At 68.5% G+C, this 21,592-nt stretch carries 18 protein-coding genes; 6 read left to right on the top strand and 12 right to left on the bottom strand.

The features are described 5' to 3' along the window. Window positions 1–5 precede the first annotated feature (5 nt). Both AB0J90_RS05380 and AB0J90_RS05375 read right to left on the bottom strand, forming a co-directional pair. Window positions 6–926, bottom strand: a complete 921-nt coding sequence (locus AB0J90_RS05380) for an ABC transporter ATP-binding protein (protein ID WP_363592415.1) — start codon at window positions 924–926, stop codon at window positions 6–8. Next, entirely contained in the window at window positions 913–1,863 is a 951-nt protein-coding gene (locus tag AB0J90_RS05375; protein WP_363592413.1) for an NAD(P)-dependent oxidoreductase, read from the bottom strand. The genes AB0J90_RS05380 and AB0J90_RS05375 overlap by 14 nt, the downstream gene beginning before the upstream one ends. Before the next feature lie 131 nt (window positions 1,864–1,994). Here AB0J90_RS05375 and AB0J90_RS05370 point away from each other — a divergent pair, with 131 nt between their 5' ends. The 6 genes from AB0J90_RS05370 (at window position 1,995) to purF (ending at window position 9,067) form a co-directional block, all read left to right on the top strand. Further along, the gene (locus AB0J90_RS05370) at window positions 1,995–3,572 is read left to right on the top strand and encodes a radical SAM protein (protein ID WP_363592411.1); all 1,578 of its coding nucleotides are present in this window, start codon (window positions 1,995–1,997) and stop codon (window positions 3,570–3,572) included. A 3-nt stretch (window positions 3,573–3,575) separates the two neighbouring features. Continuing rightward, window positions 3,576–4,670: a radical SAM protein gene (locus AB0J90_RS05365; protein ID WP_363592409.1), complete on the top strand. Its 1,095-nt coding sequence runs from the start codon at window positions 3,576–3,578 to the stop codon at window positions 4,668–4,670. Between the two features lies 1 nt (window position 4,671). Then, window positions 4,672–5,676, top strand: coding sequence for a histidinol-phosphate transaminase (locus tag AB0J90_RS05360; RefSeq protein WP_363592407.1), 1,005 nt, complete (start codon window positions 4,672–4,674; stop codon window positions 5,674–5,676). Further along, complete coding sequence (locus tag AB0J90_RS05355; protein WP_363592405.1) at window positions 5,673–6,644, top strand: hypothetical protein; 972 nt, start codon at window positions 5,673–5,675, stop codon at window positions 6,642–6,644. The genes AB0J90_RS05360 and AB0J90_RS05355 overlap by 4 nt, the downstream gene beginning before the upstream one ends. Before the next feature lie 30 nt (window positions 6,645–6,674). Continuing rightward, the gene (locus AB0J90_RS05350; RefSeq protein WP_363592403.1) at window positions 6,675–7,520 is read left to right on the top strand and encodes a class I SAM-dependent methyltransferase; all 846 of its coding nucleotides are present in this window, start codon (window positions 6,675–6,677) and stop codon (window positions 7,518–7,520) included. 95 nt (window positions 7,521–7,615) lie between these two features. Further along, window positions 7,616–9,067, top strand: coding sequence for an amidophosphoribosyltransferase (gene purF / locus AB0J90_RS05345; protein WP_363592401.1), 1,452 nt, complete (start codon window positions 7,616–7,618; stop codon window positions 9,065–9,067). Between the two features lie 14 nt (window positions 9,068–9,081). On the opposite strand, the gene AB0J90_RS05340 is transcribed toward purF, so the two are convergent. The 10 genes from AB0J90_RS05340 to AB0J90_RS05295 all read right to left on the bottom strand — a co-directional run bounded on the left by AB0J90_RS05340 (window position 9,082) and on the right by AB0J90_RS05295 (window position 21,582). After that, window positions 9,082–10,149, bottom strand: coding sequence for an LLM class flavin-dependent oxidoreductase (locus AB0J90_RS05340; RefSeq protein WP_363592399.1), 1,068 nt, complete (start codon window positions 10,147–10,149; stop codon window positions 9,082–9,084). A gap of 12 nt (window positions 10,150–10,161) precedes the next feature. Further along, window positions 10,162–11,181 carry an SDR family oxidoreductase gene (locus tag AB0J90_RS05335; protein WP_363592397.1) on the bottom strand — a complete coding sequence of 340 codons (1,020 nt, stop codon included), beginning with the start codon at window positions 11,179–11,181 and terminating at the stop codon, window positions 10,162–10,164. Window positions 11,182–11,209: 28 nt separating this feature from the next. Then, entirely contained in the window at window positions 11,210–12,436 is a 1,227-nt protein-coding gene (locus AB0J90_RS05330; RefSeq protein WP_363592395.1) for a beta-ketoacyl-[acyl-carrier-protein] synthase family protein, read from the bottom strand. Continuing rightward, window positions 12,433–12,684, bottom strand: coding sequence for an acyl carrier protein (locus tag AB0J90_RS05325; RefSeq protein WP_363592393.1), 252 nt, complete (start codon window positions 12,682–12,684; stop codon window positions 12,433–12,435). Before AB0J90_RS05325 ends, AB0J90_RS05330 begins: the two co-directional genes overlap by 4 nt. A 7-nt stretch (window positions 12,685–12,691) precedes the next feature. Then, window positions 12,692–13,966 carry an acyl-CoA dehydrogenase family protein gene (locus tag AB0J90_RS05320; protein ID WP_363592391.1) on the bottom strand — a complete coding sequence of 425 codons (1,275 nt, stop codon included), beginning with the start codon at window positions 13,964–13,966 and terminating at the stop codon, window positions 12,692–12,694. Then, window positions 13,963–15,249 carry an aspartate aminotransferase family protein gene (locus AB0J90_RS05315; RefSeq protein ID WP_363592389.1) on the bottom strand — a complete coding sequence of 429 codons (1,287 nt, stop codon included), beginning with the start codon at window positions 15,247–15,249 and terminating at the stop codon, window positions 13,963–13,965. Before AB0J90_RS05315 ends, AB0J90_RS05320 begins: the two co-directional genes overlap by 4 nt. Continuing rightward, complete coding sequence (locus AB0J90_RS05310; RefSeq protein ID WP_363592387.1) at window positions 15,246–15,704, bottom strand: SRPBCC family protein; 459 nt, start codon at window positions 15,702–15,704, stop codon at window positions 15,246–15,248. The genes AB0J90_RS05315 and AB0J90_RS05310 overlap by 4 nt, the downstream gene beginning before the upstream one ends. A gap of 626 nt (window positions 15,705–16,330) precedes the next feature. After that, window positions 16,331–17,590: an ATP-grasp domain-containing protein gene (locus AB0J90_RS05305; RefSeq protein WP_363592385.1), complete on the bottom strand. Its 1,260-nt coding sequence runs from the start codon at window positions 17,588–17,590 to the stop codon at window positions 16,331–16,333. Between the two features lie 57 nt (window positions 17,591–17,647). After that, window positions 17,648–19,729, bottom strand: coding sequence for a prolyl oligopeptidase family serine peptidase (locus AB0J90_RS05300; RefSeq protein ID WP_363592383.1), 2,082 nt, complete (start codon window positions 19,727–19,729; stop codon window positions 17,648–17,650). Then, window positions 19,726–21,582 carry an MFS transporter gene (locus tag AB0J90_RS05295; protein ID WP_363592381.1) on the bottom strand — a complete coding sequence of 619 codons (1,857 nt, stop codon included), beginning with the start codon at window positions 21,580–21,582 and terminating at the stop codon, window positions 19,726–19,728. The genes AB0J90_RS05300 and AB0J90_RS05295 overlap by 4 nt, the downstream gene beginning before the upstream one ends. Window positions 21,583–21,592: the final 10 nt, after the last annotated feature.

Below are 21,592 nucleotides of genomic sequence, written 5' to 3'. Positions count from 1 at the left end.
ACGACTCAGACGACTGATGACGACCCTCCCCGCTGTCGCTGGGTGAGACGCAGGAAGACGTCCTCCAGGCTCGGCTGGTGGACGGCGACGCCGACGACGTCGCCCGATTCCTCGGTCAGGTCCTTGAGGAGCATCGGCAGCGCGGTGACCGGGTCGCTGATCGGGCGGCGCTCCTGGCGGGGCTGCGCCAGACCGTCGGCCTGGCGGTCCCGGATGGTCAGCTCCACGGTGGCGGTGCTGTACCGGGCGATGAGCTCACTCGGCGTGCCGGCGGCGACGATCCTCCCGCTGGACAGCAGCAGCACGTCGGCGTCGAGATACTCGACTTCCTGCAGATAGTGCGTGGAGTACAGGACCGCGGTGCCGGTGGCCGATATCCGCCGGACGTGTTCCAGCACCGCCCGCCGGGTGTCCGGATCCACCCCCGAGGTGGGTTCGTCGAGAATGAGCAGTCGTGGTCGTGCGACGATCGCCATCGCACAGTGGGTTCTGCGTTGCTCGCCGCCCGACAGTTCCACCACCTTGCGATCACGCAGCTCGTCGAGCTGCATCGCGGCGAGCGCATCGGCCACGGCCTGGTGGCGTTGTGGCCGGGGAATGCCACAGAGCGCGGCCCAGCCGCGTACGTTCTCGGCGACCGTCAACGGCGGGAACACCGCCAGTTCCTGGGTCGCCACGCTCATCAGCCGGCGTGCCCGGACCGGATGCCGGGCGACGTGCACGCCGCCGACGCGTACCGTCCCGGACTCGATCGGGACCAGGCCGGCGATGGCCTTGATCAGGGTTGACTTGCCGGCACCGTTCGGGCCGATAAGCCCGATGACCTGACCGGCCCGGAGCTGTAGGGACACACCGTGCAGGACACGGCGGTTGCCGTACCGGACCACGGCGTCGTCGATGTCGAGGACCGGCTCAGATGACGGCATGCCGCTCGTGGTGAATCGTCGGATCCGCCGGGTCGGCTCCGGCCGCGATCGACCGCAGCTGCCCGAAGCGCTGGTCGAGGTAGTGCCCGAGCGCGTCCCGCCAGGGCCTCATCACGTCGATGCCGGCCAGCTCGAGCTTCCGGTTGCGCATTGCCTCGGACCGCGGCCGGGGCGCGGGATAGCTGCCGGCGAAGTGGTCGGAATCGACCTTCACCAGGGAGACGTGCCGGCGCAGGCCGAGCCGGTCGAGAAGGTGGGCGGCGACCTCGTAACGGCTCGGACTGCCCTGACAGGTGGCGTGGTACAGCCCGTATCCGTCGGTGGCCAGCAGGGCGAGCATGCAGTGCGCGAAATCCACCGTGTACGTCGGTGAGCCGAACTTGTCGCCGACCGCGTGGAGGGTCCGTCGGCCGTCGGCGAGCTGACGGCAGAGCTGCCCGACGAACTTGTGGTCCAACGCGCCGCCGCCGATCATCCAGCCGGCGCGCAGGATGAAGAACTTCGTGCACCGCCTGATGATGTGCTCCTCGCCGAGCAGCTTGGTGCGGCCGTACACGTTGACGGGGTTGGCGGGGTCCGTCTCCTCGTACGGCATCGGGTTGGCACCGTCGAAGACGCCGGCAGTGCTGACGTAGACGATCGGGATGTCGTTCGCGCCGGCCAGTTCGGCGGCGATCCGGGTGCCTGCCGCGTTCACCTCGGCGGCCGACGCCGGATCGCGTTCGCAGTCTTCGAGGCTCGTCCGCGCCGCCAGGTGCATGATGGCGTCCGGCGCCACCGACTCGACAGTTCGCCTGAAAGCCGCAGGATCGGTGACGTCGAGGGGGGTCCAGCCGGACTTGATGTCGGAGGCGACCACCTGGTGCCCCGCTTCTCGGAACTGTGGGACGACCGCGGAGCCCAGCATGCCGCCGGCGCCGGTGACGAGCACCCTCATATACGTCGACCGATCCCTCCGTAGATCCCCGTGGTGGTGCGGCCGAAGTGGACGGAACCGTCGGTCGACGCGTCCGTGTCCGAAAATGGCACGGACTGGCTCGTCTCGTCAGCCTTCAGGAGCCTGCCACAGTGGATTGTGCGACGCAACGCACGGATGCCGCGAACGAATCTATTGCCGCTGACGTGCGTCGTTGTCATCCGCGATGCGGAAAATCATTGCGGCCGGTCGATTGTGTACGCCATACTCCCCGCAGGTCGCGCTCTCACAAGGCGACGTATCGGGTCGATCAGCGGGGCAGCCGGCAGGTGGAGGCGCGAGTTCGGCACGACGGGGGGCTTGAGATGCGTCAACGTGTGTGGTTCTTCCAGCCGCGAACCGAAGCAAAGGCCAACTATTCGAACGGGGCCGGCAAGGAACAGACCTGGACTCCCTGGTTCGCCTGCTACCTGGCGTCGGCGGCACGCGCACTGGGCCTGACCCCGCACCTCATCGACGCCCGGGTCGACAGCGACTGGCTGGCAACCGTACGGACCCTCGGACCCGAGGACATTCTCGCGGTCAGCGTCATGACCGGCGCCGCGATCACCGACTCGATCAAGGCCTCGACGGTCGCCCGGGACAACGGCTCGTACGTCGTCTGGGGCGGTCCGCACGTGACGTTGTTTCCCGCCCAGACACTCGAACAGTCGCCCGCCGACGCGGTCATCCCGGGATTCGGCTACGCGGGGCTCAGTCTGCTCCTGCACCGGCTGACCGGTGTCCCGATGCCGCACACGGCGTCGGCGCCGGTCGTGCTCGCAAAGGGCGAGGAACCGCCGACGAGCAGCATGTTCAACATTCTTCGGCAGAGCCCGAACCGCGACGCGGGCGGGCTGGTGGCCGCCCCGGACAACCTGCCGGACCTCGACCTGATCTCGAACTGGGAGCCGTACGTCAATCCCGACCTGGCGATCGCCCCTCGCACGCTGAACTACGTGACGTCGGAGGGATGCCTGCGGCGGTGCACCTTCTGCTCCGAACCACAGACATCCGGAAACTCGTGGTACGTCCGCCGGGTCGAGTTGGCGATCGATCGCATCCGCGAGATGGTCGGCCGGGCCTCGGCCAGCGGGCTCAAGCTGCACGATCCGAACTTCTTCCACGACGGGGAGCGGGCGCAGCTCTTCGGGGATCTGCTGGCGGAGCAGGTGGGGATTCCCTGGGCGGCGAGCCTTCATCCCGCCGATCTCACCGACATGTCCGACGGGGCTCTGTCGGCGGCCGCCGACAGCGGCCTCTGCCGTGTCCTGATGGGGCTGGAGACTCCCGTACCGGAGCTCGTGAAGCTGGCAGGAAAGCGGTACGACCCAAGCCGCATCCCGGAGATGGCGACCCGGCTCGCAAGGGTCGGCGTACGGGGCATGTTCACATTCATCGTCGGTTGGCCCGGTGCCGCTCCTGATCACTACCAGCAGACCATCGACGCGGCGTACCGCATTCGGGAGCTCTGGTCCGAGCACCAATGCAAGATCCACTTTTTGGAACCGTGGCCGGGTACCCCCATTTACACCATGCTCCGCCGAAAGGGCTTTCCGTATCCGGACTCCCTGGAGGAGTGGGCCCGCGTCGACTACTACCAGGCGCAGTACGCAGAGCTGCACGACAGCAGGTACACCGACATCATCCGGCAGGCGAATTCAGAACTCTCCCCCTACGTGGATGCGTGACTGATGAATGCTGCAGCTGACCCGAAACCCGACGAGGAGCTACGGTTCCTCCGAGCCTCTGTCGCCAACCGGTGCAACCTGAACTGCGTCTACTGCCCGAAGGCCAGCGGGATGGAGAACTTCGTCCCCACCCAGCACCGCAACCACCGGCTGACCGCCGAACAGTACTGTCGCAACCTTGAGCACATCGCCGCCACGGGGGCGATCAAGGGCATCTCCTTCACCGGTGGGGAGCCGACACTCAACGCCGACCTGCCGACAATCGTCGCCCACGCACGCACCCTGTTCGACCGCGTGGAGATGACCACGAACGGCAAGTTCCTCCAGCGACGGATCGACCAGTTGGCCCCGCACCTGGACGTCCTGAAGGTCTCGATGGACGCCGTCGACCCGGCCCTGGCGCACGACATCGTCCGTGGTCGGGGCGACGATCACGGGGTCGCCGCACGGGCCATCACGATGGCGCTCGACGCCGGGATCACCGTGGGCATCAACGTCGTCGCCATGCGCCGCAACGCCAATCAGATCGACGGCATACTCGCGCTGGCCCGCAAGCTGGGGGCCGGTCGCTCCGGACGGCTCTACGTGAGCATCCTCGACCTGTACTACACGGACGAGACCCATGACCTCTGGGTCGACGAGTTCATGCCGCTCGGCGACCTGGAGCGGGAGCTGCGCGGTCGATCCGGCGGCGGCGACCACCAGGACCGCAAGGGCTGCGACATCGGCTGGTTCGACGTCGACGACATGCAGGTTCGGGTGAAGAACAGCCACAGCAGTACGTATCGCGGCGCCCGGTGCGAGAAGTGCCCGGTCTACTGCCAGGAGGGCCTGTACGGGCTCAAACACTCCGTCGAGGGCTGGGTGACCCCGTGCCCGACGGGGCAGGAGACCTTCGGGGTCCACCTGGAACCCGACCTCGACCAGGACGAGGCGATGGCGCGGCTGCGGCCGCTCGTCGACGAACTGCTCGGCACGTACCGCGTCGAGGACTCGTTCGCGCAGTTCCTCGACCGTCGCGGACTGTCGCCCCAGGCCCGGAAGACCCTGCCGCTGATCGGGATCGGGATCGGCACGAACCAAGCCGCAGGTGTGTGAATTGCCCTCCAGCACCGCACCCCCACCCGGCGACTGGCTCGCCGCCGCGCCCGGGGCGGTTCAGGCAGTGAACCGATTCGTCGAGGTCAACCGCCCGCCCGAGGCGGACTCCGCGAGCCTGTGCGGGGAGATCGGCCGGTACTACGGCCTTCCGAGGGACGCCGTGTTGGTGGGCCCCGGGACGGCGAGTCTGCTGCACGGCATCGTTGCCCGGCACGCGCCCGCCGGTGGCAGTGTGGTCTTCTCCGAGCCGTCCTTCTTCCTGTACCGGTGGCTGGTCGAGGCGTACGGGCTGACGCACCGGGCCGTGCCACTGCGGGACTACCGGCACGACGTCGCGGCGATCGGTGCGGCGATCACCCAGGACACCCGGCTCGTCCTCGTGGATTCACCGAACAACGTCACGGGCACCACGATTTCCCTGCCCGAGGTCCGGGCTCTGGCACAGCGCCTGCCCGCAGGGGCCGTGCTGGTCTTCGACAACGTCTACGGCGAGTACGCGCCCGAGCGGATCGAATCCGATTTCGGTTCGACGATCGGGTCCGGACTGCCGATCGTCATCTGTCGGTCGTTCTCCAAGGCGCGCCAGCTCTTCGGGCTCCGGGTCGGCTACCTGTTGGGCGCCCCGTCACTGCTGCGGGCGGTCGGTCCGCGGGTGCTCCGGTACGACGTCAGTGGCCCGGCCCAGGCCGCGGCGGTCGCGAGCATGCAGGACGAGGAGAGCATGCGGCGCAACGTACGGCTGATGGCGGCGGCGGTCGAGGAAGCCGCGGCACTGCTTGGTGCCCAGGGCTTCCGGGTCGTCGCCGGGCACGCGGGGTCGGTCCTGATCGACTGCCGGGAGCGCGGCCCGGCGCTTCCTGACGCGCTCCGGTCCGCGGGGTGTGACGTCCGGTCGGACCATCCGGGGCTGCCGGACCACGTCCAGTTGCTGATCTCCGACCACACCACGGTTGGTCGGGTACGGGCGGCGCTGCGGTCTGCGAGCCTCACGGGAGCGACATGACGATCTGCATGAACATCATCTACACCGCCGGTACGGTGCACGCCCTGGCACGCTTCGTGCCACTGCTGGTGGCGAACACGCCCTGGCGGTTCCGGTTGGTGTCGAACCACTGCGCGGCGGGCGAGGACGCGACGCTGCGTGCGCTGGCCGAGTCCGACGATCGGCTGGACTTCCGGAAGTTGCACACCACCGAGGTGATTCCGCTGGGTAAGGCGCTGAGCGCCCTCTACCGGGAGTTGCCGCCGGAGGACACGTTCGGCTTCATGGACTCCGACATCGTGGTCGTGGGTGACATCGCAGCGGAGTTCGAGGGCCTGCTCGACAGATTCGAGGCGGTGTTCTCCGGAACGCCGATCTGGGCCACACCATCCGACCAGGTGCTCCATCCCGCGCAGCAGGAGGTGGCCGGTCCGCACAATGTCACCGCGGACGGCGTCCAGCTCGGCAGTTCGTACTTCGGTATCTATCGCCGCGAGACCATGGACCGGGTGGTCCGCGAGTGCGACGTGCTGCCCGACAAGTACACGGACGTCACCCACTGCGCCCCGGCCTTTCAGCGGTACCTGGCCGAGCATGGCCTGCTCCGCCGTGACTACGTGCCGCCGAAACTGCTCAACATCGCCTACTCGTTCCTACAGCTTCCGATCGCCTACCATGATTCGCCGTGGCTGCACCACATCGGGGGGTACTCGATGGCCACGTATCGAAACGCCAACGCCAGCGACGAGCCGACCGCCTCCGCGACGACGGCCGCCGAGATCCTCGACTTCGCCGAGGAGCGATCCCACATGCGGCGCAAGATCGCCGTATGTGAGCGTTTCATCCGCTCCTTCGCCCAGATCGACCGGGGCTCGCAACCAGAGCCGTCGGAGCCCTTCGCCGACGCGTCGCTCGAGACCCGGGTGCGGTTGATCGAGGACCTGTACGCCCGCCAGGCCCCGGTTGTCACGGGGTCACACCCCGGTTGAATGCGCGCCGCCCCTCAAGAAGGAAACGGGATGACTGACGTACGGACGATTCGCCTGCAAACACTGTGGGATGAAAGCGCCGCATCGTATCTGGCGCACGTGCAGCGATTTCCGACGCACGGGCAGATCACCACCATGCTGGCCGCAGCGCACGGCGGCACCCCGGCGAATGTTCTCGACTTCGGTTGCGGTCCCGGCAACTCCACCCGGCTGTTGTGTCGACTTTTTCCGACCGCACGTGTCGTCGGGCTCGACTCGGCGAAGTCGATGATCGGCTTGGCCAGGGAGAACACCGCCGCGAATCACGGGGCGAGCTACGTGTGCGCCGACATCACGGATTTCGCGGATCAGTGGACCGGCGGTTTCGACGAGATCGTATGCAGCAACTCCTTCTTCCACGTCGACGACAAGCAGCGGCTCCTACACGCGTTCAGCCGGCTGCTGAATCCCCGGGGGCGCATCGTTTTCAGCGTCTACGAATCGGTGTTCCGGCCGGGTATCCCGGTTGCCTGGCCGTACGCCCGCAGCGCGAAGGACAACCTCGTCCTCCGGATAATGGCCGGCTTGCAGGCCCGGGGCTTCGAGGTGCTGGAGCGGAAGGAGGATCGCGAGATCCTCGACGACGTCGAGCTGGCGGACCTGTTCGGCGCCAACGGGTGGCAGGTGCGGTGCGGTGCGATGCTGCGACTGAGACGAACCCCCGAGGAGCGTTTGTCCTTCTTCCGGATCCCCGCCGTCGCCCAGGAGGTGTTTCCCGACGTACCACCGTCCGTGGTGTCGGCCGTGATCGACGGCTTGGCGCCGCAACTCGACGTGTTACCGCAGGAACGTACGGTATATGCACTCGTGGCCGAACGTGAGGACCCCCACACGTAAGGCGACGAGCGGTAGGCGGGGGCCCGGACGGCGGGCCCGGGTACCGCCTGTCCAGCACGGCCGGCGCCGATGGGCATATCGGGTATAGTTCCGCCGTGACTGGTTGGAACCCCCCGGAACTTGATCCGTCCGAGTCGGTTGGAGAAGCCTGCGGCGTCTTCGGGATTTGGGCACAGCCTGGTCAACCGACCTCGCATCTCACCTACCTCGCGCTCTACGCATTGCAGCACCGCGGCCAGGAGTCCGCCGGGATTGCGGTGAGTAACGGTGAGCAGATGTGGGTCGACAAGGGCATGGGCCTCGTCTCGTCGATCTTCAACGAGCACCGGCTGGCTGCCCTCACCGGCCACACGGCCATCGGTCACACGCGATACTCGACCACCGGCTCCAGCACCTGGGTGAATGCCCAGCCGGTGTATCGCGGCGGCCCGCTGACGCAGTTCGCCCTCGCCCACAATGGCAATCTCATCAATACTGCCGAATTGATCGAGGCTACCGGAGCCTCGGCAAGCGACATTGGCAGTGACAGTGACGTCGTCGCAGAACTGCTTGCCCAGCAGTTAGCGGAACACGGGGCGATCGACACCGACCCCGAAGCCTTCGACAAAGCACTGCTCACCACACTCCCACAGCTTCAGGGCGCGTTCTCGTTCGTCATGTTGGACCACAGCCGGCTGGTTGGCGTACGGGATCCCAATGGCTTTCGCCCGCTCTTTCTCGGCAAACTCGGTGATGGCTGGGTACTGGCATCGGAGACGCCGGCACTGGACATCATCGGCGCCACGGTCGTCCGTGAGGTGGAGCCGGGCGAGGTGATCTTCATTGACGGTGAGGGAATTCGATCCGAATGGCCCTTCCCCGACCATCGGATAGATCCGCACCTGTGCCTCTTCGAATTTGTGTATTTCGCGCGTCCCGATGGTGACCTGAACGGCGAAAGCATTCATCTGGCCCGTCAGCGCATGGGAGAACAACTTGCTCGGGAGGCACCCGCCGACGCCGAGCTGGTCATCCCCGTCCCGGAGTCGAGTATCCCCGGCGCCCAGGGCTACGCCCGCGAGTCCGGCCTCCCGTACGGCGATGGTTTTGTCAAGAACCGCTACATCGGTCGGACGTTCATCGCACCGAGCCAGGAGCTCCGCGAGGCAGCCGTCCGGATCAAGTTGAACCCGATCAAGGGTGTGGTGGCCGGCAAGCGCCTGGTGGTCATCGAGGATTCCATCGTCCGGGCCACCACCCTCCGCGAGACGGTGAAGATGCTCCGGAACGCGGGCGCGTCCGAGGTTCACCTGCGCATCCTCTCCCCGCCCTACCGGTGGCCGTGCTTCTTCGGCATGGACACGTCCGATCGGTCCAAGCTCATCGCGGCCAACCTGCCGGTGGATGGGATTCGGGATTATCTGAACGCCGACTCGCTGGCCTACCTGAGCCTCGAAGGACTCAAGAAATCGATCTCGGAATCCCGGCCGGGCGGGTACTGCGACGCCTGCCTGACCGGCAACTACCCGGTGCCGCTGCCAGCACCGCTGCGACTGGCGGCGCAGTAGCCCGTACCCCACGGTCAGGAGAATTCCGGCAGCACCTGCTCGCCGAAGGTACGGATCGACTCCAGCACTATCTCGTTCGGCACGGTCCCGAGCTGCATCACCAGGATCAGCTCGTCCACACCGGCCTCCTGGAATCGCAAGACCTGTTCCCGACACACGCCGGGGTCTCCGATCACGCCGGTCAGCGGTGCGTCGGGGGCCAGCCGGTTGTCCATCGCGGCGCGCAGGTCGTCCTCGCCCAACGGGCCGGCGTCGGCGTCCAGGGGGCCGACCGGGCGCTCCTCGCTGCCGTAGTACCTCAACTGCGACTGCCAGAAGTAGCGCCCACCACGGAACCCGTACTCGCATGCCTTGCGATCGTCAGCCAGCACGACGCTGATGGGCGTACAGGCGTAATGGTTGGTGATCCCGGCGATCGGTTCGGCTCCCGCCACGGCCGCCCGGTAGTCCTGCACGCGCTTGGCGAGCTTACGCGGCGTACCCGCGGAGAAATTGAGGGTGCCGAGGCCGAGTGCGCCCGCCCTGACCGAACTGGAGGGCGTGCTGCAGGCGGCAAACATCGGCGGATGGGGCTGCTGCACCGGCTTTGGGCATACCTGCGTGGGTGGAATGGTGAAGTGTTCGCCCTTCCACTCGAAGACGTCGTCCTGCCACATCCGTGGGATCATCCGCTGCGCCTCGAGCCACTGCGAGTCCAACGAGGAAAGATCGCTCTCGAAGGCCAACTGCTCGGTACGCGTACCGCTCTTGCCCGATCCCCAGTTGACGCGGCCGTTCGACAGGATGTCGAGCGTCGCGATCCGCTCCGCGATCCGGATCGGATGGTTGTACCGATAGGGGGTCAGCGTCACACCGTGGCCGATGCGCACGTTCGTGGTACGGGCGGCCACGTACGCGAGAAAGATCTCCGGAGCCGAACTCTGCGCGTATTCGCGGAGGCCGTGATGCTCCACCGCCCAGACCGCGTGGTACCCCAATCGATCGGCCAGCACCGCCTGCTCGACGCAGTCGTGGAAGAGCTGTCGCTCGGCGGCCGGCGTCGGGTTCGGCATCTGCATTTCGAAGAACAGCGAGAACTTCATGTCAGTGGACTCTCAATCAACGATCATGCGCCAGGGCTCGGGCGTCCTGGAGGCGAGGCGCGGTTTGCGATCAGCCCACCAGCGCACCGAGCGGGCCAGTGTTTCGGCGGGATCCTCGACCTGTTGGGTCGGCTCGAACGGCCGGTCGAGGCTGGTATAGCTCTCGAACATGCCCAGTAGCTGGACAACCTGCAACTGCACTTCGGACAGGTGCCGCTCCGCCAGCGGCAGGAAGAATCGGTGCCAGCGCCGGCTGGCGATGAAGGGCGGCGGCGTTATCGGGTCGAGTCCACGTTCGCCCCGCCACTGGTTGAGCGTGCCGCAGACGATGTCGAGCAGTTCGCCGAGCCGCAGGCACTTCCCGCCGCCGGTGACGGTCTCAGTGCGGACGGACGTCGGCGGCGTACCCACCGCCGCTGACACGATCACGTCGGCGACCTGGTCCACCGGGGCGATCTCGGCGTAACCGAGGGGGTCACCGACGATCGCCGCGGCCAGCCCGGACACGACCGTCTGCACCAGTGTGTACGGACCGGTGAACCGACCGATCGAACCGTCGGTCCGGGAGCCCACGATCAGGGGCGGCCGGATGACGGTCAACGGGCCGGGATGGCGCTCCCGGGCGAGCCGCTCGCACTCCGCCTTCGACCACTCGTAGCCGTTGCGGTACCGGCCGGGCCAGGATGTGGTGGCCTTTTCGTCGGAATCGACGCCGTCGGCGTACGCGGTGGACACGTGCACGAGGTGGGTCCGCTGGTCGACCAGGTTCAGGATCGCCTCCATGGGCCGGACGTTCGCCGCCACGGCCTCGTCGCGATCCATGCTCCACCGGGTGGACGCGGCCGTGTGCACCACGACGTCCCATGGCCCCCGAACCGACTCCGGAGCGGGTCCCACGCCCAGGTTCCACGCAATCTCGCCCGGCCTGGCCGGGTTGCGGGTCACCGGTACGACCTGCACCCCGAGGTCGGCGAAGGCCCGTACGACCTGTTGTCCGACAACGCCCGTGGACCCGGTGATCAGGACCCGCACGCTGCCCCCAGGCGCAGCCCCCGCCGGCTCAGCATGGTGCGAACACCAGCGAGACGTTGTGCCCACCGAAGCCGAACGAGTTGCTCAGCGCCGGCAGCGGAGGGATCTTCCGGACGGCGCCCGAGACGACGTCGACCATGCTCGTTCCGCCGTGACCAGACCGGAAGTTGGCCACCGGGGGCACCGTCCCGTTCACCGCGGACATCAGGGCCACCACCGCCTCGATAGCGCCCGAGGCGCCCAGCGAGTGACCCAGCGAGCCCTTGGTCGCCGCGATGGGCGGGCTCGCGGTGCCGAAGCAGTCGACGATCGCGTGCGCCTCCGCCAGGTCGTTCTGGACCGTGGAGGTGCCGTGCGCGTTCACGTGCCCGATGTCCGCCGGGCCGAGACCCGCGTCGGCGAGCGCGAGCCGCATGCACCGAGCGGCGGCGCTGCCGTCCTCGCGGGGAGCGACGATGTGGTGGGCGTCGGAGTTGCTGCCGTAGCCCCGCAGTTCGCCGATGATCGACGCCCCCCTGGCCTCGGCGTGCGCCCAACTCTCCAGTATCAGGAACGCGGCGCCCTCACCCATCACGAAGCCGTCGCGCTCGTCGTCGAACGGACGGGAGGCGGAGGCGGGGTCGTCGTTGCGGCGCGACATCGCACCCATCCGCGCGAACGACGACACGACGACCGGCGAGACGGGCGCGTCGGCACCGCCAGCGAGCACGACGTCCAGCTGGCCCGAACGGATCTTCAGCATGCCCTCGCCGATGGCGGCCGCGCCGCTGACGCAGGCCATGGCGTAGGTCGGCGCCGGACCCTGAATCCCGTACCGGATCGCCAGTCGCGCGGCTGCCGAATTTGCCATCGCCCGGGTGACGCTGAAGGCGGGGAGCCGTTCCGGGCTGCCGCCGTACTCCATCACCAACTGCTCGACGAAGCTGAGTGCGGCGACCCCGGTGCCCACGGTGATGCCGACCCGCGCGGGGTCGGCGAAAGGACCGAGGCCGGCATCGGCGAAAGCGTCGGCTGCCGCCGAGACCGCCAGCATCGCCACCCGGTCGACCTGCCGCAGCTCGCGTAGGGAGAAGTAGGGCGTGGTGTCGAAGTCCGGGACCCGGCAGGCGAAGGTGACCGGCAGCCCTCTGTCGCAGAGGTCGGGTACGGCCGCCGCGGTGCTGCGGCCTTCCGCGAGCGCGTCGAGGACCTGCTCGACACCGGTGCCGGCGGGCGTCTTCAGACCGATGCCCGTGACGGCCACCCGTTGGGTCACACCCGCTCCCGAAGGCGGCTGTGAAGCAGGTCGACGGCGTGTCCCACGTTCCGCATGTCCATCAGGTTGCTCGCGTCGATCCGGGTGCCGAGCGCCTGCTCCAGCCGGGTACCGATTTCCATCAGCTCCAGGCTGTCCACGTCGTGCTCGGCGCGAAGATCGGTGGTCTCGGTGATCTCGGCGGTGGGTACGCCGACAACCTCCGCGACCCGGCTCCGTACCACCTCTGCCAGTTCGTCCCTGGTCATGTACACCTCATCCTCTCGATTCGCTCGTTCGCGGCCACCGGTTTCCGGTCGGCGGTGTCCCAACCTCAGCGCGCAGCGCGGGTGCCGCCTCGTCGAGGTCGAGCGAGGCGGCGATGCCCAGGGCCCGGCGGGCCAGGTACTGGCGGGTGGCAACGGGAGTCGGCGGGTGGAAGCGGATCGCCTGGGCGTCACGCCAGAGACGTTCCAACGGCAGCGAACGGGCGTACGAGGCACCGCCGCACGCCTCGGCAAAGGCGGATACGGCCGCCGGTACCACCCGTACCGCCTGCTGCTTGACCGCCAGCGCCGCGCCGACGAGCTGATTCGGGTCGGTGCCCTCGTCCATGCGTCGCGCGACATCGAAACAGGCCGCGTCCAGGGTCAGCAGATCCGCGACGGGATCTCCGATCGCGGCCTGGTAGCTGGGTAGCTCGGCCCGGCTGTAGCCGAGGTGGGCAATGTGCGATTCGCGCAGCATGTCGCCCGCGTGCCGCAGTGCGGCTCGGGCCAGCCCGAGATAACACGCGGTAGAGGTGAGCGCGAACCAGATGACCCCCGCGGCGAAGACGTCGTCCTGTTCCGAGCCCGCCGGCGCCTCGTAGAACACCAACTCGCGCGGGATGAAACAGTCCTCGAGCAGCAGCGTGTCCGAAGCCGAGCCGCGCATGCCCATCGCGTCCCAGTCCTCGATCACCCGAAGTCCGGGCGCGCTGGTCGGCAACAGGGCGACCAGCACGGTCGGTGGATCGGCCGGCGTCTGCACCTGTAGGCACACCAGGTCCGCCTGACCTGCCAAGGAGCATGGCCGCTTCCGGCCCGACACCCGCCAGCCCTTGGCCACAGGTTCGGCGACCAGCGTGGACCTGGTGGTGGAGCCGCCGAGGTGCGGTTCGGCGAAGGCCGACGCCAGCAGCCGGTTCTGGCTGGCGATCGCCTCCATCAGCAGCCAGGACGTGTCGGTGCGGCGGCGCCAGTGCTCGACCATGAGGCCCACGGAGAACAGGTGCATGTTGACCCCGATGGCCAGCGCCGGGTCGCTCGCCGCGAGCGCGCGCTGCGCGGCGCAGCAGCGGATCAGTCCGGCGCCGCCGCCCTGGAACTTCTCCGGCACGGCCAGGCCCGGCCAGTTCAGTGAGCGGAGCAGGCTCAGGCTGCGCCCGGAGGGCCGGCCCTGCCGATCGGCCTGCTCGGCGCGCGCGGCGATCTCGGCCAACGCGTCGGCGGGCAGGTCGCCGCTGACGTCGCCCCAGCCCGTACCGAAGGGGTCGTCCGCTTCGGTCACGACACCACCTCGGCGGTGGTCCGGCCGGCGAGATTCGCGCGGGCGTACGCGACGGCGCCGGTCAGGGCCTCCAGGGCATGCGATACCTCGGCCTCACTCGCGACCATGGGCGGAAGCAGCCGGAGGGTCTCGGGTCGGCTCAGGCACGGTGAGGTCAGCAGGCCGCGCCGAGCCAGGTCGAGCACGATCTCGCCGGCATGCTCCGCGGACGCGAAGTCGATGCCCCAGATCAGTCCCCGGCCCCGGACCTCGGTCACCACGTCGGGGTTGCCGGCGGACAGTTCGGCGAGTCCGGCGGCCATCCTGGCCGAGACGAGGGCGCCGTTGTCGGCGCTGGCCTCGATGGCGCGCAGCGCCGCCGGGACTGCCGCCATACCGAGCGGTTGTGCGCCGAAGGTGGCGGTGTGCCGGAAAGGATCATCCACCAGCGGGCGGTAGAGCCAGTCCGAGCAGACCGCCGCCGACACCGGTACGACACCGCCGCCGAGCGGCTTGCCGAGCAGTACCGCGTCGACGTCCAGGCCGCTGTCCAGGGCGATCGACCGGGGCCCGCCGCGTCGTAACCCGACCTGGATCTCGTCGGCGATCACGGCCGCTCCGGCATCCCGTGCGTCGGCCGTCCATCGGGTCAGGAGCTGCGGATCCAACGGCACGACTCCGTTCTCGCCCTGTACCGGCTCGAAGATGACGGCCGCGAGATCGCCGCCGGCCGCGACCCGGCGTACCGCGTCCTCGTCCGTCGGATCGGCGTGTACGGCGCCGCCAAGCAGTTCCTCCAGCCCGTACCGGAACCTCGGGTGCCAGGTCAGCGCGAGCGCGCCCATCGTCTTGCCGTGATAGCCGCCGCGGACCGCGACCACCGTCTTGCGGCCGGTGGCCAGTCGTGCCAGCTTCACCGCGACCTCGACGGCGTCCGCCCCGTTCGTTCCGAAGTAGACACGCGGGAGGGAGGAGCCCAGGTAGCCGACCAGTTCCTCGGCGGCGACCGCGGCGACCGGATTGCCCAGGGATCGAGTGGACACCGGCATCGTGCCCAGCTGGGCGGCGACCGCCGCGACCACCTCGGGGTGTCGGTGCCCGATGAGGGTGACCGCGTACGACCCGAAGTCCAGCACCCGCCGACCGTCGGAGAGCCGGACCCAGCACCCCTGCGCCGACGTCTCCACCTCACCCTGCCCGGCGAACTTACCGGCCAGGGCGAGCGCGGGTGACATGTGCGCGCGCAGCCTACGGAAGGTGGTCCGGGCCATGGTGGCATCGGCGTCGGTCACGGCTTCGGTCACGGCTTCGTCCGCGTGGCGGAAGCCGCACGAGCACGGCTTTCGAGCTGTTCGAGGATGGCACGCGAGTTGTCCTCCAGAGCACGCGCCGCCACCGGGTTGAGCATGTCACTCATCATCGGGATACCGATGTCGAATTCGACCTCCAGCTCGGCCGTGGTACCCCGCTCGTCCACGGTGACCTGCCAATGCCCGGTGAAGTAGGCAAGGTCGCCATCTATCTGCCGAAACTCGATACGGCGACGGTCGTGGTCGATGAACTCCTCTTCCACCCATTCCAGCTCGGATCCCTTGAGTAGCACCGACCACCGGCTCACCCGGCGATCACCCTGCCACTCGATCACCTTGATTTCCCGCACCTCGGCCATGTAAGCGGCGTACGACTCACTGTCCAGCAGGGCCGCCCACACATCCACCGGGTCTTGGTCGCTGGTGTGGCTGGTCGTCACGGTCGGCATGCGTCCTCCGTCTTGCTCGCCGTCGGAATCCCTCTTGGTACCGGGGCCGCACCCCCGACAGGCCCGCCGGTTGGCCAGCGACCGCGCCGGCACGGGTTGGGGCCGCTGGCTGGCCCGACGCGGCCGACATCCGGACGACCAGCGCACAGCCGCGCGTACGACGGGGGGCAGAGGCGGGCCGTTACGACGCCGGGCACGGCGGGCGGGACACTACGGCTCGCCGCGCACCGCGGCCGTCCAGCACTCGGCATCCACTTCCCCGTGGGCCTTGAAGGCGAACTCGCACAGGCGCTCCGGATCCGGGCGCCTGCGACAAGCACCGTAGCACGCGTAGACGAGCTTCATTCTGTTCGGGCAAACCGTATCCAGCGATCAGATAGCGGTAACTCCGGACGAGCGGACCCGCGTGCGAACCGTTCCCACCGCTGGCCACCGGCCAATCCGCGCGATGATCCGTCGTACGGCGCATTCGGCCCGAACTGCTGCCCGCGATGCGGTTCCGTACAGTTTCCCGCGCCAACCTGACAGCACGACCTTCGACCACAACCACACCGCGATCGTGACCGGCGGGTCGGTCGGAATGGCCGGCACCACCGGGGGCCCCGGCCCCATCCGACGCCACCGCGTCACACGACGTCGTAGAAGCCGTCGCCATCCAGGTAGCGGGCGGTCAGGATGTCGTGGAGCACGGTGCTTTCCGTCTCGTGCACCAGGTACACCCGCATCGGGTAGGTCCAGTCGTCCACCGAGCGGTGGATCCGGCCGCCGGGCTGGACGTTCAGCAGGATGTCCTGGAAACTTTCGAGCGCCCGCAACTCGGCCATCTTCGGGTAGCCGCGGAGCGTCCCGCTCGACGGCGAGATCATGTTGACGAGCCCGGCGTGTCTGGACAGTTCGTAGCCGGCCTCCCACCGTTCGCGGAACCGGTCGGGATTCACGTAGGCGTCGACGGTCCATTCCATCTGGCTCTCGCCGAGCGCCTCCTGTACGGGAATGTGCAGGTCCGCGCCACAGGCACGAGCGGCCGTCTCGATCAGCCTCGGGCCGTTCGGCGTCAGTTTGAGCTCGGTGTGCGCGGGGCCGTGTTGCAGGCCCAACGCGTCGAGCACCTTGAACGTGTAGTCCACCAATGGGTCCGATTCGGGACCGTGCCGCGGTAGCAGTTGGGCGCTGGCGCCGAGGTCGCGTACCCCGTTCGCGCTGATGTGGTGCATCTTCCAGACATCGGTGACGTGGCGCCTGCCGTCGAGGCTGACGGTGTTCACTATGTACTCGGCGCCGACGAGGTACTCCTGGGCGAGCACCGCCCGGTTCTGCGTGCCGAGCGCACTGTCGGTGCCGATCAGCGCGTGGAACGCGGCACGTACCTGCTGGGCGTCGGCACAGAAGTGGATGCCGTCGTTGCCCGCGCTCCGGACCGGTTTCAGCACCACGTGCCCGTCGATCTTGCCTTGCCAGTCGAGCAGCGCGTCGAGATCGGTCACCAGGATCTGTTCGGTGGCGGGCACACCGGCGGCCTTGACGGCCTCCATCATGCGGAACTTGTCGCGGCGGGCACTGCTCAGTTCCGTACCGTTGGTCCGCAGCCCCAGGGTCTCGCTCAGCACGTCGGCCAGTTCGACGCCGCTTTCGATACCCGGGATCAGGCACACCGGTTCGTAGCGCGCCACCGCCTGCGCCGTTTCCGCGACGTCACCGGCATGCACGATCTCCGCGACGAAGTCCCCCGCCCGGTAGCTGCGCTGGTAGGCCGGGTTGACGGCGTCGGCGCTGCGCACGTGGACGCAGTCGTATCCCTGCTCCCTGAAGATCGGCGCGAGGAAACGGGCGCTGGAATAGGCGTCGACGATCGCCACGACACGGGTGCTGCCCGGTATCTCACTCATGCGAACCCCACTGTTGATCGAATCAGGACTCCTCCCACCGGAATCCACGCGCGGGCGTCAGGGCAGACGCAGGCCGGTGTGCCAGGCGAGAAACGCGAGCGTATCCGCCGTCAGGTCGGCCACCCGGGTCATCGACCTTCCCTTGTGCCCCACCTCGGACTCACTGCGCAGCAGGACCGGCGCAACGCTCTTCGACGCGTGCTGGAGCGCCGCGCACATCTTCCGAGCGTGCATCGGGTCAACCCGTGCGTCGTTGTCGGAGACGGTGAACAGGACGGCCGGATACTCCGTCCCCTCCCGCACGTGGTGGTACGGGGAATAGGCCAGCAGCCAGCCGAGTTCCTCCGGAACGTCCGCCGACCCGTACTCGCCGGCCCACAGGCGCCCCAGGCCGAAACGCTCATACCGGACCATGTCCAGCAGCGGCGCCTCGCACACCACGGCCCGGTAGAGGTCGGGCCGCTGTACGAGTGCGGCGCCGACCAGCAGGCCGCCGTTGGAGCCGCCGTAGGTGCCGAGTTGCTCCGTGGTGGTCCAGCCCCCACTGATCAGGGCCTCGGCCGCGGAGTGGAAGTCGTCGAAGACGTTCTGCTTGTGCTCCCGCATCCCGGCGCGGTGCCACTGCTCGCCCTCCTCGCCGCCGCCGCGCAGGTTCGCCACCGCGTAGACGCCGCCGGCCTCGACCCAGGCCAGGATCGACGGGTCGTACGCGGGCACCAGGGACGAGCCGAACCCGCCGTAGCCGAAGAGAATCGTGGGGCGTGGCCCGGTACGGTCCAGTGGCTCGACGACCAGCATGCGTACGGTCGTACCGTCGCAGGAGCGGTAGCTGACCTGCGAGCTGCGCACCTCCGGGACGGCCACCATGCCGGGCGTGGCCGCCCACACCTCCGTGGTGCCGGAGCGGGCGTCGTACCGCAGGACCGTCCCCGGCGAGGTGCTGTCGGTGTACGAGAACCACGCCTCGTGGCCGCCCTCCGGCCGCTCGAACAGGCCCCCGATCGCTCCCACTCCCGGCGTCGGCACCGTGTCGAGCCGTTCGCCGGTTTCCAGGTCGTGCACCGTGACCTCGTTGACGGCGTGACGCGTCCAGCCGACCAGGAGGCGCGGCCGATCCAGTTCGGGTCCGTCGAGAATGGCGAAGTCCGACAGCACCGCCTCGGGGTCCTCAGCGACCAGATCCCGCCAGGCGGTGTAGGAAAGGTCGGACGGGGAGGCGACGCACAACCGGGAGCGTGGCGCGTCGCGGTCCGTGAACAGGTACGCCCGGCCGTCGCGCCACATGTACAGGCCGGTGTCGGCGTCCACGCCCACCTGGACCGGGCGGAACTGCGGCGCCTCCGGCGTACCCGCCGACAGGTCACCGAGCCACAGGTCGCTGCGGTTCTCGGTGCCCTGGGACGCACCGAGGCTCAGCCAGCGACCGTCGCCACTGACCAGGATGCCGTAGTCGTAGGTGTCGGGGAGCCCGTCGCCGAAGACCAGGACGTCGTCCGTGGCCGGATCGGTGCCGACCCGATGCAGGTAGACCCTCCGTGGCGAATCGGAACCGGTCGCCCCGCCGTCGCCGACCGGCAACTGACGGACGTAGTAGTAGGCGTCGCGACCGGGCAACCAGGCGATCGCCGAATGACGCACCCGTGGGATCGGGCCCTCCAGCAGCTCACCGGTCGCGATGTCCAACACGTGGAGAAGAGACTCCTCGTTGCCGCCCAGGGAGATCTTGTAGGCGAGTCGACGCCCTTCCGGGTCCGGATGCCACGAGTCGAGGGTGGTGGCACCGGACGGATCCAGTCGCATCGGATCGAGCAGGACCCGTTCCTCCCCGCCGGGTTCCACGGTGAGCAGGACGGCGCGCTCCTGCGAGGGAAGTCGACGGGTGAAGAACTGTCGCGACCCTCTCCAGACCGGGGCACTCACACTTCCGGTCCGCAGCAGTTCGGCGACGCGCTCACGCAGTGCGGCACGACCGGGCAGGTCGTCGAACGCGCGGTCGCACAGCTCGCGCTGCGCCTCCGACCAACGTCGGGTCGCCTCGCTGTCCGGGTCTTCCAGCCACCGGTACGGGTCGGCGACCGAGTACCCGTGCAGCTTCTGCGAACCCGGATCGCGGCTTGCCGGCGGGTACACGATGCTCACCGCTCCGCTCCGGCACGTCCGACCCCGACCGGGACGGTCGGTGTCTCCCCGCTGGGCGTACCGGGGTTGGCGTCCAGAGCCTGGAACTTGCCGCCGAAGAAGACCAGGGGCATCTGCCCGTCCTGGTCCATCGGGGTGAACGACAGGACCCTGGCCAGCACGATCACGTGGTCCCCGGCGGGGACGACAGTCTGCACCCGGCATTCGAGCGACGCGGTGCCGAGGTCGAGCAGCGGGGCTCCGGTGATCTTGCCCGGCTTCCAGGGGTGCCCTTCGAACTGACTCTCACCGACCGGTCTGTCGGCTCTGGCGAAGTACCGGGCGGCGTCGCGCTGCCCGGCCGAGAGGATCGTGATACCCAGCGGTGAGTCCTCGTGGAGCATCGATTCCAGCCGCGAGCCCTGCTCCACGCAGATCATCACGAGCGCCGGGTCGAGTGAGACGGTCACGAAGGAGTTGACCGTGGTGGCGTGCGGGATGCCGGCGTCGACGGTCGACGCGAGCGCGACCCCGGTGGCGAAGGCCCGACCCGCCTGCCGCACCAACAGTGCGTTCGCCTCCGCGTCGAGGTCCGGGAGTCGTCCGTTGACCGTGCCGGGTTCCTCCTGCCCGGCCTGCGCCTCCGTGGCGGGCTCGGGTGCGGTGTTCCCGTAGCGCCGCGCCGCGGCAGCGCCGATGAGAGCCGACCCCAGAGCCGCCACGGCGCCGCCCACCAGCAGTACGGTGAGCGAGGTCCGCAGCGGGGCGATGCTGGTGACACCCAGGAACAGCGCGACGCTCACCGTGACACCGGCGAAGGTCCCCAGGGTGAACAGGCCGGAGACCCGCCCCGCGACCGCGATCGGCTCGTTCTCCAGGATCCGGGTCTGGAGGACCACCGCGAACACCTGGCCGGCCAGCAACATGGTGGAACTCGTGAGAACCGCGACCCAGGGAGTCGTCACGAAGGTCATGCCCGCCAACGACAGGGACACGGCCACGGCGGCGAGCACTCCGGGCCGCAGACCGTACCGCTTGCCGAGTCGTCCGACCAGGGTGGCACCGATTACCGCCCCGATGCCGTTGGCCAGGTTGATGACACTCAACCAACTGGCGCTGTCGCCGAGGTAGTTCCGGGCGACCACGTTCGGGTAGACGTTGATCAGTCCCGCGCCGACGTTGAGCGCGAAGACACTCACCAGCATCCAGGTGCTGCTCGTGCTCAGCCGAGGCCGGCCCGAGCCGGTAGCCGCGCCGCCACTGCGACCTGCGGTCGGCACGGGCGCCGGCATGAGGCGTACCAGCAGCAGCGCGGACACGACGAAGGTGGCGATGTCCAGGGCGATCAACGTGGGCAGATCACTGACCACCAAGACCAGCGGCCCGGCCGCGGTACCCAGCACGAACATCCACCAGTCGACCTTCGACACCGCCGCGAGTGCCGGCGAGATGCGGTCGGTCGGCAGCACACGTCGCAGGTAGGCCGTCTGCGAAGCGGTGAAGAACGGGGTCAACAGGCTGAGGATCGCCAGCACGCCGATGGTGGCCGCGCTGATGAAGGTGATGCCGCCCAGTACGGCTATGAGCAGCACCGCGAGCACCACGGCGCGCAGCACGTCCAACCCGATCAGGGTGCGCCGCGTGTCAGTGCGGTCGGCCAGCGGGGCGAGTAGCCGCGAGCCGAACAGGATGGGTAGGTACACCAGCACGATCGCCGTGGTGAGCACCGCGTTGGAGCCACGGTTCTCGTTGTAGGCGTAGTAGACGACAGCCGTACGGAACAGCCAGTTGCCGAACTGGCTCACCGCGTACGCCGCCAGCAACGTACGCAGGGAACGTTGCTCGGGCAGTCCGCGGCGCTCAGCGGGTGACACGAGATGCTCC

It is taken from the genome of Micromonospora sp. NPDC049523 (assembly GCF_040676775.1).
Taxonomy (GTDB): Bacteria; Actinomycetota; Actinomycetes; order Mycobacteriales; family Micromonosporaceae; genus Micromonospora_G.
Note: the sequence above shows the minus strand (reverse complement) of the source record. Positions and strands in the feature narration are given on the sequence as shown.

Excerpts from the sequence above, each read along its gene's own strand:
- AB0J90_RS05365 (WP_363592409.1), top strand. The coding sequence starts at position 3,576 with ATGAATGCTGCAGCTGACCCGAAACCCGACGAGGAGCTACGGTTCCTC.
- AB0J90_RS05310 (WP_363592387.1), bottom strand. The coding sequence starts at position 15,704 with ATGCCGACCGTGACGACCAGCCACACCAGCGACCAAGACCCGGTGGAT.
- AB0J90_RS05350 (WP_363592403.1), top strand. The coding sequence starts at position 6,675 with ATGACTGACGTACGGACGATTCGCCTGCAAACACTGTGGGATGAAAGC.
- AB0J90_RS05355 (WP_363592405.1), top strand. The coding sequence starts at position 5,673 with ATGACGATCTGCATGAACATCATCTACACCGCCGGTACGGTGCACGCC.
- AB0J90_RS05380 (WP_363592415.1), bottom strand. The coding sequence starts at position 926 with ATGCCGTCATCTGAGCCGGTCCTCGACATCGACGACGCCGTGGTCCGG.
- AB0J90_RS05325 (WP_363592393.1), bottom strand. The coding sequence starts at position 12,684 with ATGACCAGGGACGAACTGGCAGAGGTGGTACGGAGCCGGGTCGCGGAG.
- AB0J90_RS05375 (WP_363592413.1), bottom strand. The coding sequence starts at position 1,863 with ATGAGGGTGCTCGTCACCGGCGCCGGCGGCATGCTGGGCTCCGCGGTC.
- AB0J90_RS05305 (WP_363592385.1), bottom strand. The coding sequence starts at position 17,590 with ATGAGTGAGATACCGGGCAGCACCCGTGTCGTGGCGATCGTCGACGCC.
- AB0J90_RS05340 (WP_363592399.1), bottom strand. The coding sequence starts at position 10,149 with ATGAAGTTCTCGCTGTTCTTCGAAATGCAGATGCCGAACCCGACGCCG.